Below are 17060 nucleotides of genomic sequence, written 5' to 3' on the forward strand. Positions count from 1 at the left end.
ACGATTTATCAGAAAAAACACCTTAACATAATAACTGAATAATAAGGGAAGGCTGCTTGGATATTTATCTGGTCAGCCTCCTTTTACTCAAGTTTAGAAAGTAGGGGAAACTTTGATAGCGTTTAAACATGTTTCAAAAATTTATCCAAATGGAATACATGGATTACATAATATTAACCTGCACATCGGTGAAGGAGAATTTGTTGTTATTGTTGGCCTATCAGGCGCGGGAAAATCTACTTTTCTTCAATCCATTAATCGACTTCACGAAATAAGTGAAGGTGAAATTTTTATAAACAACAAATCGATTACAAAGGCAAAGGGGAATGAACTTTATCGTATCCGACGCGATATCGGAATGATTTTTCAGAATTTTAATCTCGTACATCGCTCAACAGTAATGAGAAATGTTTTATCTGGACGAGTCGGATATCATTCCACTTTACGAATGATCCTTGGACTATTTCCTAAAAAGGATAAACAACTAGCAATGGAAGCTTTACGTCGTGTAAATATTCCTGAAAAAGCATCTATGAGGGCTGATCAATTATCTGGTGGCCAACAACAAAGAGTGTCCATTGCTCGTGCACTAGCACAAGAGCCAAAACTGATTCTAGCAGATGAACCAGTAGCTTCATTAGATCCGATGATGACGGGACAGGTGATGGATGACTTGCTGCGTATAAACCAAGAGTTAAACATGACAATGGTCGTCAATTTACATGATATCGAAATAGCGAGGAAATACGCCAATCGAATTATTGGGTTAAAAGCAGGAAAGGTAGTATTTGACGGAAAAGCTGATGAAGCAACCGATGAAGCATTTGCTGAAATATACGGAAAAACTGATAAAACAAGTGAAAGGATGGGGATGGAACAATATGAAAGAATTGAAAACACAGCAAACGGCTGAAATCTCCGCTTCCCCATCAAAATTAAAGCCAATCGTCACATCTCTACTTGTTTTATTACTTGTACTTGGGAGTAGCTGGCAAATCGGGTTTTCATTTACAGAATTGATTCATGGGCTTCCAAACATGTGGGATTTAATTGTTCAATTAGTGCCCCCTGATTGGGCATATTTTTCGGTGATTACTTCCCCCTTACTTGAAACGATACGAATGGCTATCATCGGTACAACAATTGGTGGAATAATTGCCTTTCCTCTTTCTATTTTAGCGGCTCGAAATGTTTTCCATTCTATATGGATAACTGTTCCAGCTAGGTTTATATTAAATTTAATCCGAACACTGCCTGAACTATTATTAGCGGCCTTATTCGTCGCTGTTTTCGGTATTGGGCCGATTCCTGGGATATTTGCATTAACATTATTCTCTCTAGGTATTATTGCAAAACTATTTTATGAATCTGTTGAATCTATTGACCCGGGTCCTATGGAAGCGATGACAGCTGTTGGGGCAAATAAGATCAAATGGATATTTTTTGGAGTGGTACCACAAGTAATGGCATCCTTTACCTCTTTCTTTTTATATACGTTTGAGATCAATATTCGGGCAGCTGCAGTATTAGGTTTAGTCGGTGCCGGAGGAATCGGTTTATACTACGAACAGACACTTGGTTTTCTGGATTATGGGAAAACAGCTTCTATTATTATGTATACATTAATTGTTGTATTATTGATCGATTACCTTAGTACGAAAATAAGGGAGAAGTTAACATGAGTCGAGTACGGCGAATAAGCATTATGATGGCAATATTATGCATTTACATATGGGCCTTTGCTGGTTTACCTATAGTAGAATTAAAAGAAACATCGCTTGAGGTTATATCAGCTATTTTTTCTGGACTATTTCATCCAGACTGGGGATATGTATATGATCCTGGTGGGGAAGATTTGCTTCGAGGATTGCTTGATACACTAGCGATTGCCTTGCTCGGCACATTTATCGCGGCCATTCTTTGTGTTCCATTTTCATTTATGGCTTCCAAAAATATAGTAAAGTCAAAAGCTACGGTGGGAATAAGCAAATTTATTTTAAGTTTTATACGAGTTTTTCCAGATATTGTTCTAGCATTACTATTTATAAAAGCAGTTGGTCCAGGTGCATTTGCAGGTGTGCTAGCACTGGGGATTGGTGCTGTAGGTATGCTTGGTAAGTTAATTTCAGAGAGTGTAGAAAGTGTTGATTTAAATGCAAAAGAAGCATTAACCGCTACTGGTGCAAACCCGATCAAAACATTTATGTTTGCCGTTGTACCCCAAGTATTACCAAACTTTTTTTCTTTTATTTTATACCGGTTTGAAGTGAATGTACGTGCTGCGACTGTTTTAGGAATCATTGGCGCGGGCGGAATTGGAACACCGCTTATTTTCGCTTTAAGTGTACGCGACTGGGAAAGAGTGGGTGTTATTTTACTTGGAATTATTTTGATGGTTACGCTGATTGATCTTATTTCTGGGAAAATAAGAGCTCGCTTCACATAAGCAAAATGACTAGAAAAACGATATCACGGATCATCTATGATATTTAAAAGATGCTCCGTGTAGTCAATTTACCGGTTCTGTATTGGATGAAACCCTCGAAATTTAGAATTACTCCCTGTTACTAGCTTAATGATAGAATGATTAGCCTTTTCTCAAAGTATTTCCTTCTTTATAACTTCCAACAAAAAATTCCATTGCGATTAGGAAGGTTGAAGCCCGGAGAATAGATGTTACAAAAACAATCGAAGTGTGTTAATATGAAAAAGGTCGGCTTCCATACCATGTATCTTAGTTTTAATTCCTGCCTAGTTGTTCTTTTTTATACCTCGAACCTGTATAACCCATCTTTCCAATCATTAATCTGATTTACTTAACAACAAGAAGAAAGGACAATGAATAATATGAGTTTAACAAAAAAGATTATTATTGCACTTATTCTTGGTGTAATTGTTGGTATAGGCCTTAACTTTACTTCTTCCGACTTGTTCGTAATCATAGATAAATATGCATTAAATCCTGTTGGGCAGCTATTTTTAAATTTAATTATGATGATCGTTGTACCAATTGTTTTTGTCTCCATTGTTCTCGGTACCGCAGGAATTGGCGATCCGGGTAAACTGGGTAAAATTGGTGCTCAAACGATTGCCTTTTACCTAGTTACAACAGCAATAGCGTTGATGCTTGGGCTAGGGATAGGCACTTTACTGGAACCTGGTAAAGCCGGGGTGTTTGAGACGAATAAAGCTGATTTTGAAGAGCAATCAGCTCCACCTATTATGGAAACAATCGTAAATATTATTCCGGAAAATCCATTTGAAGCAATGACAACAGGGAATATGCTTCAAATTATTGCTTTTGCTATTTTTATAGGGGTCGCACTAGCTGTGTTAGGGGAGAAAACGAAAGGAATATATCAATTATTTGAACAAGCAAATGATATATTAATCTACATTGTTAACGCAGTTATGAAAACGGCTCCATATGGTGCATTTGCCTTGGTTGCTTCAGCAATAGGTGATGCAGGATTAGATGCATTAGGATCAATGGCCATGTATATGTTTGCTGTAATCTTAACATTAATTTTACATGGAGCGATCACCTATAGCTTGGCAATATGGGGAATTGGAAAAGCAAAACCATCTAAGTTTTTTAAAGAATTTTTTCCTGCTATGTCTGTTGGATTTAGTACATCTAGCTCAAGTGCAGCATTACCAGTTTCGATGAAAATTGCCCAGGAAAAACTAGGTATTAAAAAGTCTATTAGTAGTTTTGTGCAACCGCTTGGAGCTACGATTAATATGGATGGGACTGCAATTATGCAAGCCGTAGCAACGGTGTTTATATCCCAAGTCTATGCAATCCCTCTCGGACTAAACGATATGTTAATGGTGGTTCTGACAGCTACACTGGCAAGTATTGGAACTGCTGGTGTACCAAGTGTCGGGTTAATTATGCTGGCTATGGTCTTGAATCAAATTGGTCTTCCAGTTGAAGGTGTCGCACTTATAGTAGGGGTTGATCGTCTTTTAGATATGCTTCGGACTTCACTCAATATTACCGGAGATGCAGCTTGTGCATATGTCATTTCTGAAAATGAAAAACGAAAAGAAAGTAAATTAGCTAAATCATCCTAAAACAAAAAGGTTGTCTCAAATTAGGTTGTAATAACCTAATGAGACAACCTTTATCTATTATTAAACGCTAGCACGGACTTCTACTGGCCACATTTCCTTGTTCTCTGCCATATCCCAGAACATATACTCAAAATAGCTTGTTTTTACAACAATTTCTTCAATAAAAGCAAGTTCATGCTCAGGTTTACCTTTAGCGATTGTATTGATTAAATCAATACAATCATTTGCTAACGCTGTGAATTCATCAGATGAATACATTTGTACCCAGTTTCCGTAAAATTCATGTTCTAAAGCACCAGGCACCTTCGCCAGTGACTTGCCAATGTAATTATAACTCCAAGCGCATGCAAGTACAGAGGCGACAACATTTTCAATGCCTCCACGCTGCGAAACATTTAGCATATAGCTTGTATACGCGGTTGTAGTAGCAGCTGCTTCTGTGTTTTCTAATTCTTCATTGGATATGCCGAACTTACTTGCATATTTACGGTGAAGATCCATTTCCATATCTAATGTTCCGTGAAGCAGATTTGCAAAAGTAGTCATGGTATCTAAATCTGTAGCTTTCGCACTTCCTAAAGCAAATAGACGTGAATACTCAATAAGATAAATGTAATCCTGTTTCATCCAATGCTTAAATTTTTCTTGATCTAGCCAGCCTTCTCCAAGTCCTTTTACAAAAGGATGTTCTAAATAAGACTTCCAAATAGGTTCTACTTTGTTCCATAACCTGTCTGTGAATAAATTTTCCATTTTATATATCTCCTTTTTCCTGTATTTACTAGAAACAAAGACCAAACTGTTAAATCGATCGACCTCCTAAAATGATTAAGAGGAAACGAAAAACCCATTCTTTCATTGGTAGGAAGAATGGGTTATGCGCATACAAATATCGCATGTTCCACTTCCCTACGCTAGTGCAAACTAGATCAGGTTCAAAGGGTCAAGCTTCCTCTCTCAGCAATTAAATTGCTCCCCTAGTGAAATGAAAAAATATTAAGTTATTTAACTATTAATGCCATTAAATCATATCTGATTGTATAAAGCAAGATAGCTTCATAGAGGTATAAGAAAATTTTTATAGGCAATCTAAGCAAAATTACTTTAAAAATGTCACAAAATGTTCTAAAATAAATATATAGACAAAATTGTTACAATAAAGTGTAATTACACAATTTTTAAAAATTAATAGAATTCCAAACTAAACAACATGAGGTGATAACATGGACATGCAACGTATACCCGCTCAGAAAGGGAAGTATAATTTACAAGATTATGATAAAATGCGAGAAACATTCTCATGGGAGGATGCGAAAAAGCATTTCAGCTGGAATGAGACTGGAAAGGTGAATATAGCATATGAAGCTGTTGACCGACATGCACAAAATCCAAAATTAAAAGATAAAGTTGCTTTATATTATTCATCTCCTGATAGAGAAGAACAATTAACCTTTGAACAAATCAGTAAAAAAAGCAATCAGTTTGCAAATGTATTAAAAAAGCATGATGTTCAAAAAGGTGATCGTGTTTTTCTATTTCTACCAAGGAGTCCTGAATTTTATATATCATTTTTTGGAATTATAAAAACCGGTGCGATTGCTGGACCACTATTTGAAGCATTTATGGAGCAAGCTGTTCGCGATCGCTTGCAGGATAGTGAAGCAAAAGTTTTAATAACCACTCCAGATCTCTTGGAGCGTGTTCCGCAAAAGGATCTTCCGGAACTAAAAAAGATCATTCTTATCGAAAATCATAATGAAACAGCGGATAAGTATATTGATTATAAAGAAGAAATGGAAAGTGCATCAAGTGATTTTGATATAGAATGGGTGGACTTAGAAGATGGAATGCTCATTCATTATACCTCTGGTTCAACTGGAAAACCAAAAGGCGTTTATCATGTTCATAATATAATGATTCAACAATATATTACAGCAGAATGGGTACTTGATCTAAAAGATGATGATGTATACTGGTGTACGGCAGATCCAGGATGGGTCACTGGAACATCATACGGAATTTTTGGCCCATGGTTAAAAGGAGTTTCAAATGTTGTCCGTGGTGGACGATTTTCACCAGAAGCTTGGTACGATACAATCGAAAAATACAATGTATCCGTATGGTATACAGCACCAACAGCATTACGAAAGTTAGTTAGTGCAGGAGAAGATGTTGTAAAACGATTTGATTTATCATCCTTACGTCATGTAATGAGTGTGGGTGAGCCATTAAATCCGGAAGTAATCACTTGGGGATTGGAAGCGCTTAACCACCGAATTCATGATACATGGTGGATGACAGAGACTGGAGCACATATTATTGTGAATTTCCCTTCTCAAGAAATACGTCCTGGTTCCATGGGAAAACCAATTCCAGGTATTGAAGCATCTATCGTTGATAATGAAGGAAATGAACTACCGCCAAACCAAATGGGTAACCTGGCTATTAAAGAAGGTTGGCCTGCAATGATGCGTAAAATCTGGAATAACCCTGGTAAATTTGAGAGCTATTTTGTTAATGGCTGGTACCTCTCTGGTGATAGTGCCTATCGCGATGAAGACGGATATTTTTGGTTCCAGGGCCGATTAGATGATGTCATTAACACATCTGGTGAACGAGTTGGGCCATTCGAAGTAGAAAGTAAATTGCTCGAACATCCAGCTGTGGCTGAAGCTGGTGTGATTGGTAAGCCACATCCTGAACGCGGCGAAATCATTAAAGCCTTTATTTCCCTAAACGAGGGATATGAAGATGCATCCGAATTATTGGAGGATATTCGCCAATTTGTAAAAACAGGTTTAAGTGCCCATGCAGCGCCACGTGAATTAGAAGTGACAGATGCTATACCTAAGACCCGAAGCGGTAAGATTATGCGTCGTCTTCTAAAATCACGGGAGCTCGGATTACCAACAGGTGATACTTCAACATTAGAAAAATAGGTTTTAGAATGAAAAAATACAAGACACGTTCTTTGATGTGCACCCCTAGAGTTAGACCAAAAGTCTAATTTTAGGGGTGTTTTATATGGCTAAGTATGATTTAGCATTTAAACTGGCAGTTGTAAAAGCGTATTTAGCAGGTGAAGGTGGATACAAATTGTTAGCCAATAAATTTGGTATTCCAGCTAAGCGAACCACTGCGTGTGGAGAATGCTTACTTAAAAAAGCTCCGAGCTTCAGGGAAAAATATTCCGAGCCGACTGCGAAAACAGAATCTAGAATCATCCACGAACTACTAGGAAAATTCTGACTAGCAGTAATCCTTGAAGCGACAAAATTTCCAAAGGCTACTTATATGTATTGGCAGAAAAGATTCAATGAAACTAACCCAGATAAAGAAATTGAAAAAGTAATTCAGGATATATTTGAAGAACACAACGGTAACTATGGTTACCGAAGAATTAATATCGAGCTGAGAAACCGTGAATATATTGTCAATCACAAGAAAGTTTTACGCATCATGAATAAACTTGGATTTGCATGCACCAAATTCACACGTAAGTCACGAAAATACAGTATTGACAAGTATATTTACTATTATAATCATAAGAGAATAAAAGCAAAATTGACTGGAATGAGTCCGGTTGAATACCGGAAACAAACCAGCCAATTAGCAGCTTAAAATTTAAGTTTAACTTTATGGGTTCAGTACACTTGACTCACGTGTCTTGTATTTTTTTAATTATGCTGTAATTGCTGTTGCTGGACCAAATACCTCATAACGAATATCTTCATCTGCTACATCAAGGTTTGTTAAATGTTGATACATAGCACGCATAAATCCTTTTGGTCCACAGAAGTAAAATGCTGCATTTGATGTAGGTATGACAGATTCCAGCCACTCTTGGTCAATGTAGCCAAGTTTATCATATTGTCCTTCATCTTCCAGTGTTGGATGATCATAGATTGTATAAGCTTTTACTTGTTTATGTGCCTTTGTTATTTCCTTAACTCTATCTTTCATTGCATGGACCTTACCGGATTGTGCCGCATGGATGAACAGTACTTCACGTTCTGGCTGTACCTTGATCACAGTTTCTAACATACTCATCATTGGTGTCAGCCCAACACCGCCACTGATTAAGACTAGTGGTCTATCATCTTTTTGATCAAGGATAAAATCACCAGATGGTGCACTAATAGGTAAAATACTGCCTTCTTCCAGGTTAGCATGTAAATAGTTGGAGACAATACCTGCTGGATTATCTCCTATCGCATCCTCACGCTTTACACTGATTCGGTAAAATCTTTCCCCTGGTGCACAAGACAATGTGTACTGGCGTAAGTGTGTATAAGGTTCTCCTTCTATATCTGCTTTCACTGTAATATATTGTCCAGCTTGGTGGGCAGGGAATGGTTTGCCGTCTGCTGCGTCTAAATAAAAGGAAGTAATTACATCGCTTTCAACAACTTTTTTAACTACTTTAAAATCGCGGAAGTCCACCCAACCGCCATCCGTATTTTCAAGTTCTTCATACATTTTTCTTTCTACATCAATAAATACATCAGCAATGACGCCGTATGCTTTCTCCCAAGCATTAATAACTTCATCTGTTGCTGCATCACCAAGCACATCTTTCATGCCTAATAATAGATATTTTCCGACGATAGGATAGTGATGAGGCTTTATGTTCAGGCTTCGATGTTTATGGGCAACTTGTGTGACAACAGGCATTATGTTTTCTAATTGATCAATGTTTGCTGCAGCAGCATAAACCGTATTAGCAAGAGCATGCGATTGATCGCCTTTTCTTTGATTGGTTTGATTGAAAATATTTTTTAATTCCGGATGCTCACTTAGCATGAACTGATAGAAACGTTTGGTTATTTCATCTCCACGTTCTTGTAGTACAGGTACAGTCGCTTTTATAATGTCTTTAGTACGTTCGTCCAACTCAACTGTTGTTTTTGTTACCAAAGTAAAGCACTCCCTTTGTAAATAATAGATTATACTTCTTAACCGGTTAAATAAACATGTATTTCAAATACATCTTTATTGTATAATGTAAATATATCCTATTCAATAGCTAAAAGGAAAATTCTGTTACAATATTGTGAAGATAGATAAATAAATAATTAAAAAGGAGGTAAATATAGATGCAATTAAAAAAATATACAGACTATGCACTTCGTGTACTGATTTTCACTGCAATGAAACCAGAAGGGAAATTAGCAAGCATTAAGGAAATATCCGAAATCTTTTTTATTTCTCAACATCATTTAGGTAAGATTGTGTTTGAACTAAATAAGCTTGGTTATATTGAAACAATAAGAGGGAGAAATGGGGGAATCCGCTTAGCTGAACCTCCAGAGGATATAAATGTTGGAATGGTTGTACGGCAATTTGAAAATGATTTTACAATATTGGAATGCTTTGATAAAGATGTAAATCATTGTGTTATATCTCCCGCTTGTCAATTAAAGCATATGCTAAATAAAGCGCTACAGGAGTTTTTGTATGTTTTAGACCAATACACAATCAGAGATTTGGTAGTTAACGATGACGAATTGCTTCGGCTCATGGGAATACGTGAATAAGTAGGGGGGCAGATGACATGTTTTATTTCCACATCACGTGGAATACTCCTTATATAGCCTATAATGAAGGAGCGTATCACCATGAGTAAAATAGCATGTATTTTAACAGATATGTTCGAGGATATCGAGTACAAAGCCCCTGTCAAGGCGTTTAAAGATAATGGGCATGAAGTGGTAACCATGGAAAAAGAACAGGGAAAGAAGATAAAAGGAAAGAATAAGGAATCAAAAGTTACCATTGATGCTTCCATTGATGATGTTAATCCAGATGAATTTGATGCTTTATTTATCCCAGGTGGGTTTTCACCAGATCAACTGCGTGCGGATGATCGGTTTGTAGCATTTGCAAAACACTTTATGGACGTAAAAAAGCCAGTCTTTGCTATATGTCATGGTCCGCAGCTTCTCATAACAGCGAAAGCCCTGGAGGGACGTAAAGCAACTGGGTTTAAATCGATTCATGTGGATATGGAATATGCGGGTGCTCTTGTGCAAGACGAAGAAGTTGTTGTTTGTAACAACCAGCTCGTCACCAGCCGTGAACCAAAGGATATTCCTGCATTTAACAAAGAGGCATTGGCACTATTAAAATAAAAAATCCTTTAATACCAATATGTATCCGAAGGATTCTACAGGTTTTTTTCGCCAGATTGAAATTTGGAATCCTCGATGAATTAGAAAAAGAGTGAGGCATATGATTTTTCTTCTTATATCATATGCCTTCTATACCTGTATTTTTAGTAACTGTAAAATTATCTGAGAGTAGTAACCAGTTTTGTGGAAATGCTAGACCAAGTTTCCAATACGCAATTCCCTTTAAACTGTATGATTTAATAAGGTCAAATTTGGCTTGGATAGACCTTGCATCTTCAAACCATACTTCATGTCTGGTTCCTTCTGCACTTGTATAAATGAAAAAGGGAGCTTGTGCACCTGGATCAAACTGAATCTCTGCGCGTTGTTCGCGTGCCAGATTAATGGCTTGTTGTGGACTTAATGCTTGAGCCGCTACACCTTCTTCGTAAGGGAGTTCCCAGTTGTAGCCATATAAATTTTGACCTAATAATATTTTATTTGCCGGCATTTCACTTAATGCATATTCGACAACTTTTCGCACCTCATCTATTGGTGAGATAGCCATCGGTGGTCCATACGTATATCCCCATTCATATGTCATTAAAACAACGAAATCGGCAATTTCCCCGTGTGCTGCATAGTCATGTGCCTCATACAATGTTCCTTTTTGTTTAGCACTAGTTTTTGGTGCTAATGCTGTTGACAATAACAGCCCTGCTTGGGAAAATCTTTCCTTCGCCTTTCGTAAAAAATTATTATAAGCTTTTCTATCTTCTGGCTGTATATATTCAAAATCAAAGTGTATATCCTTGTAACCAACAGTTTCTGCTGTATTCATAATATTATCCAGAAGCGTATTTTGCACCGCTTGAACAGTCAAGATGATATGGGCGAGTTCCGTACTAAATCCACCCTCCTCAAGGTTTGTTACAACGAGTGTTAATGATGAATCGTTTGAATTAGCTATTTCTTTTAAATTACCTATTGGTGGAGGAGTGAGGCTCCCATCACGATTAACCGTATAGCTAAAAAGTGCAAGATAGGTCAGATATGGCGTTGTTTTTCTTGCAGCGTTTTCTAAAGTTTGTGAAACATTGTCCCCACTAGGTGCGATATAGCCAAGTGAAGTAATTTGTCTCTTCGGCTGTTCTGGTATATATAACCGAAAGCCAATAGGAAGAACGTTATGGACAGGAAAGTTGTTTATCTCCGCAAGCTCTTGATAGGACATATTAAACTTTTGGGCTATGGAATATAAGCTATCCCCAGACTTAACAAAATAAAATTGGCCAATAATTGGAATAACTAATGATTGTCCCACAACTAATTGGTTTGGTGCATCAAGCTCATTTGCATTTACCAGAGCATCGATAGTTGTACCATATTTATCCGCAATAGCACGTAAGGTATCTCCAGTTTTAATAACATACGTTTGCATCAAAATCTCTCCCTTAAGTTGTATCCTAATCCATTTTATGAAGGGAGAATCTAATATATTCTTTTAAATGGGATCTGTTTTTGCTTTCATTACAGAACGCATTAAATAAAGTGCATAATCATTTCCATCTTTGTCTTCCGATGCCATACAGTTTTTTGGAATATGCATATCATATTTATACATGTATGCATCCTTAGCAGTGAAAAGGATACAGATATCTCCGGCAATTCCTGCTATAATGAGACATGTTTTGTCTAGTTCATGAAGCAAAGATTGCAGCGGTGTTTGAAAAAAAGCGGAATGTTGTGGTTTGATAAAAAAATAATCTTCTTTATCAGGCATTATTTCTTGAATAATTGTTTTACTGTGTTTATTTGTGCAATGTTTCATTATTTTTTTGAAGTCTGCTTGCCATAAGCCATAATGATCATTAATATAAATGATGGGTAAACTATTTTCTTTTGCAAATGCTTTTAGTTTTTTTAAGTGTGGTAAAATGCTTTTTGTATGATAAAGCAATTTTTCTCCACCATGAAAGTTAAAATCGTTAATAACATCGATAAATAATACAGCGGCATTCTCAAATGAAGATTTCACAGCCATTTGTAAAACTCCTTTAGAACTTGTCTGTATTATTTATTTCCTATTTGATGATTTTCAAACGAAATAAAAGAGTTGAGTAAACGATGTCAGATGAACAATTTATGCAAATTGCTATAAAAGAGGCAAAAAAGGCGAGGGAGCTGAATGAAGTACCAATTGGGGCGGTGATTGTCTATAAGGATGAGATCATTGCTTCAGGTTTTAATTTGCGTGAAACATCGCAATCTTCCCTGTCCCACGCCGAATTGATTGCAATTCAAAAAGCAAATAAACAACAAGGAAGCTGGCGTTTAGAGGATTGTACGTTATATGTCACTCTTGAACCTTGTCCGATGTGTGCAGGAGCGATTGTCCAATCCCGGATAAAACGGGTTGTTTTTGGAGCTTTTGATCCAAAAGCAGGCTGTGCTGGAACTTTAATGAATTTGCTCTCAGAAAAGCGATTTAACCACCAAGTTGAGTTAAGGAGCGGTGTTCTTGAACAAGCGTGTGCACATTTATTAAAGGATTTTTTCAAAGCATTAAGAAACAGAAAAAATTAACAACAATCTTTTCTTGTTTTTTGAAGAAAAAATAGTTATAATAAAGAATGTCGTGCTAAGTGGGGAGGTAGCGGTGCCCTATACTCGCAATCCGCTATAGCGAGACTGAATTCCCGTCCAAGGTGTGGCGGCTTTATGGCCTGCCTTAAGGGAGTGGTGTTGACGCTTAGGTCCTGCGCAACAGGGACCCATGAATCCTGTCAGATCCGGAAGGAAGCAGCAGTAAGTGGTTATCCTTGTGTGCCGCAGGGAAGCCTAGGCCGAGCCATGAACTTAAGTAACGCATAGGGTCATCACATCGACGATGGGTGCACGGCGTACATATTGAAAAAGCTGTATCAAAATGTTTTAGGGCATCTTTTGATACAGCTTTTTTGTATCACTTATCATTTTAGAACCTTATATTAAAGGGGATTAAGAACTTCGAATACTTTTTCTTTTCCACCACGTATCAGCCACTTGATGAATTTTTTCTTATTTAATCGCTTGGGTTCACATAGCACCTATAAATCGGGTATAATTAAAGGTAAGATTAGGGAGAGGAACGGGTATTTATGAGTTATCAAGCATTATATCGTGTCTGGCGTCCAAAGAATTTTAGCGATGTTGTGGGACAAGCGCATATCACCAGAACATTGCAAAATGCGATTGCACAGGAAAAATTTTCACATGCTTACTTATTTTCTGGACCTCGTGGAACGGGAAAAACAAGTGCAGCTAAAATTTTTGCTAAGACCATCAATTGTGAGCATGCACCGACAACAGAGGCATGTAATGAATGTGCAGCCTGTCGTGGTATTCAAGATGGTTCCATTTCGGATGTAATTGAAATAGACGCCGCTTCAAATACAAGTGTAGATGATATTCGTGAAATCCGTGATAAAGTTAAATATGCTTCAAGTTCTGTCCCTTATAAAGTATATATTATTGATGAAGTGCACATGATTTCAGTAAATGCATTTAATGCGCTGCTAAAGACATTGGAAGAGCCACCAAAGCATGTTGTATTTATTTTAGCGACAACAGAGCCACATAAAATACCACTAACGATTATTTCAAGATGTCAACGTTTTGATTTTAAGCCCATTGGCAGTAGGGCAATTGTTGATCGAATGCAAAAAATTATTGATGCTGAGAATATTACCGTTTCACCCGAAGCATTGGAAACTGTGGCATTAGCTGCAGAAGGCGGTATGCGGGATGCATTGAGCATACTTGATCAGGCGATATCGTATAGTGACGATACTGTTGAGTTAGATGATGTGTTAGCCGTTACCGGAGGCGTATCCCAACAAATATTAACAAATATTGTTAAGGAAATGTATCATAAAAATGTGCAGCAAGCACTGAATCTTTTGGACGATTTAATTCAACATGGTAAGGATCCAGCGCGTTTTGTGTTTGATTTAATTTACTTTTTACGCGATTTGTTGTTATATAAGAGTGCCCCGTCTTTGGAAAATGTTCTGGAAAGAGCTAGAATAGATAGCGAATTTAAGCAGTTGTCAGCAAATGTTCATGTAGAATGGATTCAAGATGCGATTATGCAATTAAACCAATGTCAACAGGAAATTAAATGGACGAACAGTCCAAAAGTATTTATTGAGATTTCAATTTTAACGATAACAAACAGATACCATGAAAAGCAGCAAGCAGGCGACGTGGCTGACTCAGAAGAAATAACGAGGCTGACGAATAAGCTGGCACAATTGGAAAAAGAAATCAATACATTAAAGGAAAGACCTGTTACAGCAACTCCAACAAAAAGTTCAGAACCGAGAAAACCACCAGCCCGAGCAATGAGAAATAGTTATAAAATCCCATATGAAAAAATTCGCAACGTGCTTCAAGAGGCGAAAAAAGCTGCTTTAAAAGAAGTACAATCGGAGTGGGGCGGATTTTTAAACAAATTAAAAACAACCAACGCCCCCGCGCATGCGACAATTCAAGATAGTAAACCTGCGGCTGCATCAGATAAAGCGCTCGTGGTTGCGTTCAAATATGAAATTCATTGTTCCCTGTTTTTGGACAATCAGGAGATTGTAGAATCGGTACTTTCAAATATAATCGGAAAGCAGCTTGAAATAATTCCAATTCCGGACAATAACTGGAAGGAATTACGCAATGAATATATAAGTATTCAAGAACACCCTGCATCAGCCTCAAAGAATAAGGAGCAAGAAAAAGATCCTTTAGTAGAGGAGGCAAGAAAGCTTGTCGGGGATGATCTATTAGAAATACATGATTAAGCTTTAGTTTCATTCAGTAATTATAAAGGTACATGAAAAGGAGGCGTTTTCCATGAAAGGTATGGGAAATATGGGGAATATGATGAAGCAAATGCAAAAAATGCAAAAAAAGATGGCGAAGGCGCAAGAGGAACTGCATGCGATGAGCTTTGAAGCAACTGCAGGCGGTGGAATGGTGACAATTACCGCAAATGGTCAAAAGGAAATTACAGATGTACAAATTAAAGAAGAGGTAGTTGATCCAGATGATGTAGAAATGCTACAAGACCTTGTTCTTGCAGCTACAAATGATGTCATTAAGCAGATTGATGAAAAAACCAATGAAACAATGGGACAATTTACGAAAGGATTAAATATGCCCGGAATGTTCTAGGAGGCACTTATAGATGTATTATCCAGAACCGATTTCCAAACTGATTGACAGTTTTACAAAATTGCCAGGAATCGGACCAAAAACTGCCGTCCGACTGGCTTTTTTTGTTATTAATATGAATGATGATGATGTAATGGATTTTGCTAACTCGTTAGTAAAAGCGAAGCGGGAATTATCTCACTGTTCGATCTGTGGACATATTACAGATCAGGATCCATGTTCCATTTGCCAGGATAATTCAAGAAATTCATCCGTTATTTGTGTTGTGCAGGATCCAAAGGATGTCATTGCCATGGAAAAAATGAAGGAATTCAGTGGAAAATACCATGTTTTACATGGTGCTATTTCACCCATGGATGGCATTGGGCCTGAGGACATAAACGTACCCGATCTGATTAATCGCTTAAAAGATGAAGAAGTAGATGAATTAATCTTAGCTACAAACCCAAACATTGAAGGAGAAGCAACTGCAATGTATATTTCACGTCTTGTGAAGCCTTCAGGGGTCCGTACAACGAGAATCGCTCATGGGCTGCCTGTTGGCGGTGACTTGGAATATGCTGATGAAGTTACGCTTTCAAAGGCGATCGAGGGCAGAAGAGATTTGTAGAATTTAGGTGAATGGCATGGGGAGGAAAATGAACAAGAAAAAAGAAATAGATCAGCAGTTGCTAGAATCTATTTTCACTTTAGAAAATGAGTGGAAACAAATTCAATCGCTCTTAGAAAATAGTATTGAGCCTATTGATAGTATTATATATAAAAAAGGGTTAGCTCGAGCAAAGTATTTGTTTTTACTTAGAGAAGCAAGGCACAGGAAAATAAATGCAACCTGGAATTACTAATCAGTTTTAGTTCTTTTTCGGTGTTTCTTTTCATACTTTTAGTATAAAGAGACAAAGAAAAGGAGTGTACGTAGGATGAACTCTACATTAGTCATTTCCATTATGGTTGTATTAATTGTATTATTATTACTGATCGGTGCTCCTGCTAAACCAATGCGTTTTATCGCCCACACTACTGTGAAATTAGGCATTGGTGTCCTATTTTTGTTTTTTGTTAACGTTTTTGGAGGAGCAATTGGATTACATATACCTATTAATCTATTTACGATAGGTATATCAGGATTTTTAGGTTTATTTGGACTAGCGTCCCTTGCAGCAATTCATTTATTTTTACTTTAGTAAAATAGTTGAGAGCTTACATGAGCTTTCGGCTATTTTTTATTTCATTTTTGAATACAAACAGGCATGGGGAGCATATACTTTATCAAAGTTTACAAGATTTATATGTATAGATTCCGTTAGATTAGGAGATGCTAAAACTAACGGAGGTGAAGAAAATGAATCGGTTTATCGTATTTGAACGGTGTGGCATATGTGAAGAGGAAAAGAAGGAAGGAATTCATTTATACAACCTATTTATTTGCTGTGAATGTGAACGAAACATGATCCATACGGAGCCACGGGAGGAAAAGTATAACTATTATTTAAGAAAGTTAAAAAATATGAATCAACCAAGATTATATTCTTAGATTTGTAAGATATGATTGTTTCTAAAATTAATCTCCTTCTTATTTGTTATAGTCTTTGCTTGCAAAGGCTTTTTTTATTGTTTTAGGTGTAAAGTCTCTTCCTTCCATTTTTAAAAGGGTGGTGGTCC

20 protein-coding genes, 1 other RNA gene, 1 pseudogene and 1 riboswitch are annotated in these 17060 nt (G+C 37.1%); of the genes and pseudogenes, 18 read left to right on the forward strand and 4 right to left on the reverse strand.

Features of this window, described 5'->3' with window-relative positions; translation table 11 throughout:
- The first annotated feature begins 112 nt into the window (after window positions 1–112).
- The 4 genes from phnC (at window position 113) to J2Z81_RS05150 (ending at window position 4080) form a co-directional block, all read left to right on the forward strand.
- Entirely contained in the window at window positions 113–913 is an 801-nt protein-coding gene (gene phnC / locus J2Z81_RS05135; RefSeq protein ID WP_226370858.1) for a phosphonate ABC transporter ATP-binding protein, read from the forward strand.
- Entirely contained in the window at window positions 882–1682 is an 801-nt protein-coding gene (phnE, locus tag J2Z81_RS05140; RefSeq protein WP_029268721.1) for a phosphonate ABC transporter, permease protein PhnE, read from the forward strand. The genes phnC and phnE (J2Z81_RS05140) overlap by 32 nt, the downstream gene beginning before the upstream one ends.
- Complete coding sequence (gene phnE / locus J2Z81_RS05145) at window positions 1679–2446, forward strand: phosphonate ABC transporter, permease protein PhnE (protein WP_029268724.1); 768 nt, start codon at window positions 1679–1681, stop codon at window positions 2444–2446. Before phnE (J2Z81_RS05140) ends, phnE (J2Z81_RS05145) begins: the two co-directional genes overlap by 4 nt.
- A gap of 401 nt (window positions 2447–2847) precedes the next feature.
- Window positions 2848–4080, forward strand: coding sequence for a dicarboxylate/amino acid:cation symporter (locus J2Z81_RS05150; RefSeq protein ID WP_029268725.1), 1233 nt, complete (start codon window positions 2848–2850; stop codon window positions 4078–4080).
- Between the two features lie 60 nt (window positions 4081–4140).
- Here J2Z81_RS05150 and tenA read toward each other — a convergent pair whose 3' ends face one another.
- Window positions 4141–4833, reverse strand: coding sequence for a thiaminase II (gene tenA / locus J2Z81_RS05155; protein WP_226370859.1), 693 nt, complete (start codon window positions 4831–4833; stop codon window positions 4141–4143).
- 136 nt (window positions 4834–4969) lie between these two features.
- A riboswitch (TPP riboswitch) is annotated at window positions 4970–5069 on the reverse strand.
- Between the two features lie 234 nt (window positions 5070–5303).
- On the opposite strand from tenA, the gene acsA reads away from it, so the two are divergent.
- From acsA to J2Z81_RS16175, 4 genes and pseudogenes are all read left to right on the forward strand, one after another.
- On the forward strand, window positions 5304–7019 hold the full coding sequence (gene acsA / locus J2Z81_RS05160) for an acetate--CoA ligase (protein ID WP_226370860.1): 1716 nt from the start codon (window positions 5304–5306) through the stop codon (window positions 7017–7019).
- Between the two features lie 85 nt (window positions 7020–7104).
- Window positions 7105–7329: a hypothetical protein gene (locus J2Z81_RS05165; RefSeq protein WP_226370861.1), complete on the forward strand. Its 225-nt coding sequence runs from the start codon at window positions 7105–7107 to the stop codon at window positions 7327–7329.
- Between the two features lie 45 nt (window positions 7330–7374).
- A pseudogene (locus J2Z81_RS16170) lies at window positions 7375–7554 on the forward strand (IS3 family transposase); the annotation flags it as partial.
- Window positions 7537–7701 (forward strand): IS3 family transposase, encoded by a 165-nt coding sequence (locus J2Z81_RS16175; RefSeq protein ID WP_390337667.1) that lies wholly within the window; start codon window positions 7537–7539, stop codon window positions 7699–7701. The pseudogene J2Z81_RS16170 and the gene J2Z81_RS16175, both read left to right, overlap by 18 nt.
- Before the next feature lie 60 nt (window positions 7702–7761).
- Here J2Z81_RS16175 and hmpA read toward each other — a convergent pair whose 3' ends face one another.
- Window positions 7762–8997, reverse strand: coding sequence for an NO-inducible flavohemoprotein (gene hmpA, locus J2Z81_RS05175; protein ID WP_029268733.1), 1236 nt, complete (start codon window positions 8995–8997; stop codon window positions 7762–7764).
- 179 nt (window positions 8998–9176) lie between these two features.
- Between hmpA and J2Z81_RS05180 the strand changes: the two genes are divergently transcribed.
- Both J2Z81_RS05180 and J2Z81_RS05185 read left to right on the forward strand, forming a co-directional pair.
- Window positions 9177–9617, forward strand: a complete 441-nt coding sequence (locus J2Z81_RS05180; protein ID WP_029268735.1) for an Rrf2 family transcriptional regulator — start codon at window positions 9177–9179, stop codon at window positions 9615–9617.
- A gap of 81 nt (window positions 9618–9698) precedes the next feature.
- Window positions 9699–10211, forward strand: a complete 513-nt coding sequence (locus J2Z81_RS05185) for a type 1 glutamine amidotransferase domain-containing protein (protein ID WP_226370862.1) — start codon at window positions 9699–9701, stop codon at window positions 10209–10211.
- Window positions 10212–10329: 118 nt separating this feature from the next.
- Here the strand turns inward: J2Z81_RS05185 and J2Z81_RS05190 are convergent, their stop codons facing one another.
- Together J2Z81_RS05190 and J2Z81_RS05195 are read right to left on the reverse strand one after the other, a co-directional pair.
- Window positions 10330–11631: a glycoside hydrolase family 18 protein gene (locus J2Z81_RS05190; RefSeq protein ID WP_029268739.1), complete on the reverse strand. Its 1302-nt coding sequence runs from the start codon at window positions 11629–11631 to the stop codon at window positions 10330–10332.
- A gap of 63 nt (window positions 11632–11694) precedes the next feature.
- Window positions 11695–12234, reverse strand: coding sequence for an isochorismatase family cysteine hydrolase (locus J2Z81_RS05195; RefSeq protein ID WP_226370863.1), 540 nt, complete (start codon window positions 12232–12234; stop codon window positions 11695–11697).
- A gap of 83 nt (window positions 12235–12317) precedes the next feature.
- Between J2Z81_RS05195 and tadA the strand changes: the two genes are divergently transcribed.
- The 8 genes from tadA (at window position 12318) to J2Z81_RS05235 (ending at window position 16932) form a co-directional block, all read left to right on the forward strand.
- Window positions 12318–12776, forward strand: coding sequence for a tRNA adenosine(34) deaminase TadA (gene tadA / locus J2Z81_RS05200; protein WP_029270775.1), 459 nt, complete (start codon window positions 12318–12320; stop codon window positions 12774–12776).
- A 50-nt stretch (window positions 12777–12826) separates the two neighbouring features.
- An RNA gene (gene ffs, locus J2Z81_RS05205) (signal recognition particle sRNA large type) lies at window positions 12827–13092 on the forward strand.
- A 238-nt stretch (window positions 13093–13330) separates the two neighbouring features.
- Window positions 13331–15025, forward strand: a complete 1695-nt coding sequence (dnaX, locus tag J2Z81_RS05210) for a DNA polymerase III subunit gamma/tau (RefSeq protein ID WP_226370864.1) — start codon at window positions 13331–13333, stop codon at window positions 15023–15025.
- A gap of 52 nt (window positions 15026–15077) precedes the next feature.
- Window positions 15078–15398 (forward strand): YbaB/EbfC family nucleoid-associated protein, encoded by a 321-nt coding sequence (locus J2Z81_RS05215; RefSeq protein WP_029270777.1) that lies wholly within the window; start codon window positions 15078–15080, stop codon window positions 15396–15398.
- Between the two features lie 13 nt (window positions 15399–15411).
- Window positions 15412–16008: a recombination mediator RecR gene (gene recR, locus J2Z81_RS05220; RefSeq protein ID WP_029270779.1), complete on the forward strand. Its 597-nt coding sequence runs from the start codon at window positions 15412–15414 to the stop codon at window positions 16006–16008.
- 28 nt (window positions 16009–16036) lie between these two features.
- Window positions 16037–16243, forward strand: coding sequence for a YaaL family protein (locus tag J2Z81_RS05225; protein WP_226374440.1), 207 nt, complete (start codon window positions 16037–16039; stop codon window positions 16241–16243).
- Between the two features lie 75 nt (window positions 16244–16318).
- Window positions 16319–16582, forward strand: a complete 264-nt coding sequence (locus J2Z81_RS05230) for a pro-sigmaK processing inhibitor BofA family protein (RefSeq protein WP_029270783.1) — start codon at window positions 16319–16321, stop codon at window positions 16580–16582.
- 158 nt (window positions 16583–16740) lie between these two features.
- Window positions 16741–16932, forward strand: coding sequence for a sigma factor G inhibitor Gin (locus tag J2Z81_RS05235; RefSeq protein ID WP_029270785.1), 192 nt, complete (start codon window positions 16741–16743; stop codon window positions 16930–16932).
- Window positions 16933–17060: the final 128 nt, after the last annotated feature.

Source organism: Virgibacillus alimentarius (assembly GCF_017874635.1).
Classification (GTDB): Bacteria; Bacillota; Bacilli; order Bacillales; family Amphibacillaceae; genus Virgibacillus_B; species Virgibacillus_B alimentarius.

What these genes read in the sequence shown, in the direction of transcription:
- J2Z81_RS05180 (WP_029268735.1), top strand. Translation starts at nt 9,177, where the DNA reads ATGCAATTAAAAAAATATACAGACTATGCACTTCGTGTACTGATTTTC.
- J2Z81_RS05215 (WP_029270777.1), top strand. Translation starts at nt 15,078, where the DNA reads ATGAAAGGTATGGGAAATATGGGGAATATGATGAAGCAAATGCAAAAA.
- J2Z81_RS05230 (WP_029270783.1), top strand. Translation starts at nt 16,319, where the DNA reads ATGAACTCTACATTAGTCATTTCCATTATGGTTGTATTAATTGTATTA.
- phnE (WP_029268721.1), top strand. Translation starts at nt 882, where the DNA reads ATGAAAGAATTGAAAACACAGCAAACGGCTGAAATCTCCGCTTCCCCA.
- J2Z81_RS05235 (WP_029270785.1), top strand. Translation starts at nt 16,741, where the DNA reads ATGAATCGGTTTATCGTATTTGAACGGTGTGGCATATGTGAAGAGGAA.
- J2Z81_RS05225 (WP_226374440.1), top strand. Translation starts at nt 16,037, where the DNA reads ATGAACAAGAAAAAAGAAATAGATCAGCAGTTGCTAGAATCTATTTTC.
- tenA (WP_226370859.1), bottom strand. Translation starts at nt 4,833, where the DNA reads ATGGAAAATTTATTCACAGACAGGTTATGGAACAAAGTAGAACCTATT.
- J2Z81_RS05150 (WP_029268725.1), top strand. Translation starts at nt 2,848, where the DNA reads ATGAGTTTAACAAAAAAGATTATTATTGCACTTATTCTTGGTGTAATT.
- J2Z81_RS05190 (WP_029268739.1), bottom strand. Translation starts at nt 11,631, where the DNA reads ATGCAAACGTATGTTATTAAAACTGGAGATACCTTACGTGCTATTGCG.
- tadA (WP_029270775.1), top strand. Translation starts at nt 12,318, where the DNA reads ATGTCAGATGAACAATTTATGCAAATTGCTATAAAAGAGGCAAAAAAG.
- recR (WP_029270779.1), top strand. Translation starts at nt 15,412, where the DNA reads ATGTATTATCCAGAACCGATTTCCAAACTGATTGACAGTTTTACAAAA.
- dnaX (WP_226370864.1), top strand. Translation starts at nt 13,331, where the DNA reads ATGAGTTATCAAGCATTATATCGTGTCTGGCGTCCAAAGAATTTTAGC.
- acsA (WP_226370860.1), top strand. Translation starts at nt 5,304, where the DNA reads ATGGACATGCAACGTATACCCGCTCAGAAAGGGAAGTATAATTTACAA.
- J2Z81_RS05165 (WP_226370861.1), top strand. Translation starts at nt 7,105, where the DNA reads ATGGCTAAGTATGATTTAGCATTTAAACTGGCAGTTGTAAAAGCGTAT.
- phnE (WP_029268724.1), top strand. Translation starts at nt 1,679, where the DNA reads ATGAGTCGAGTACGGCGAATAAGCATTATGATGGCAATATTATGCATT.
- J2Z81_RS05195 (WP_226370863.1), bottom strand. Translation starts at nt 12,234, where the DNA reads ATGGCTGTGAAATCTTCATTTGAGAATGCCGCTGTATTATTTATCGAT.
- J2Z81_RS05185 (WP_226370862.1), top strand. Translation starts at nt 9,699, where the DNA reads ATGAGTAAAATAGCATGTATTTTAACAGATATGTTCGAGGATATCGAG.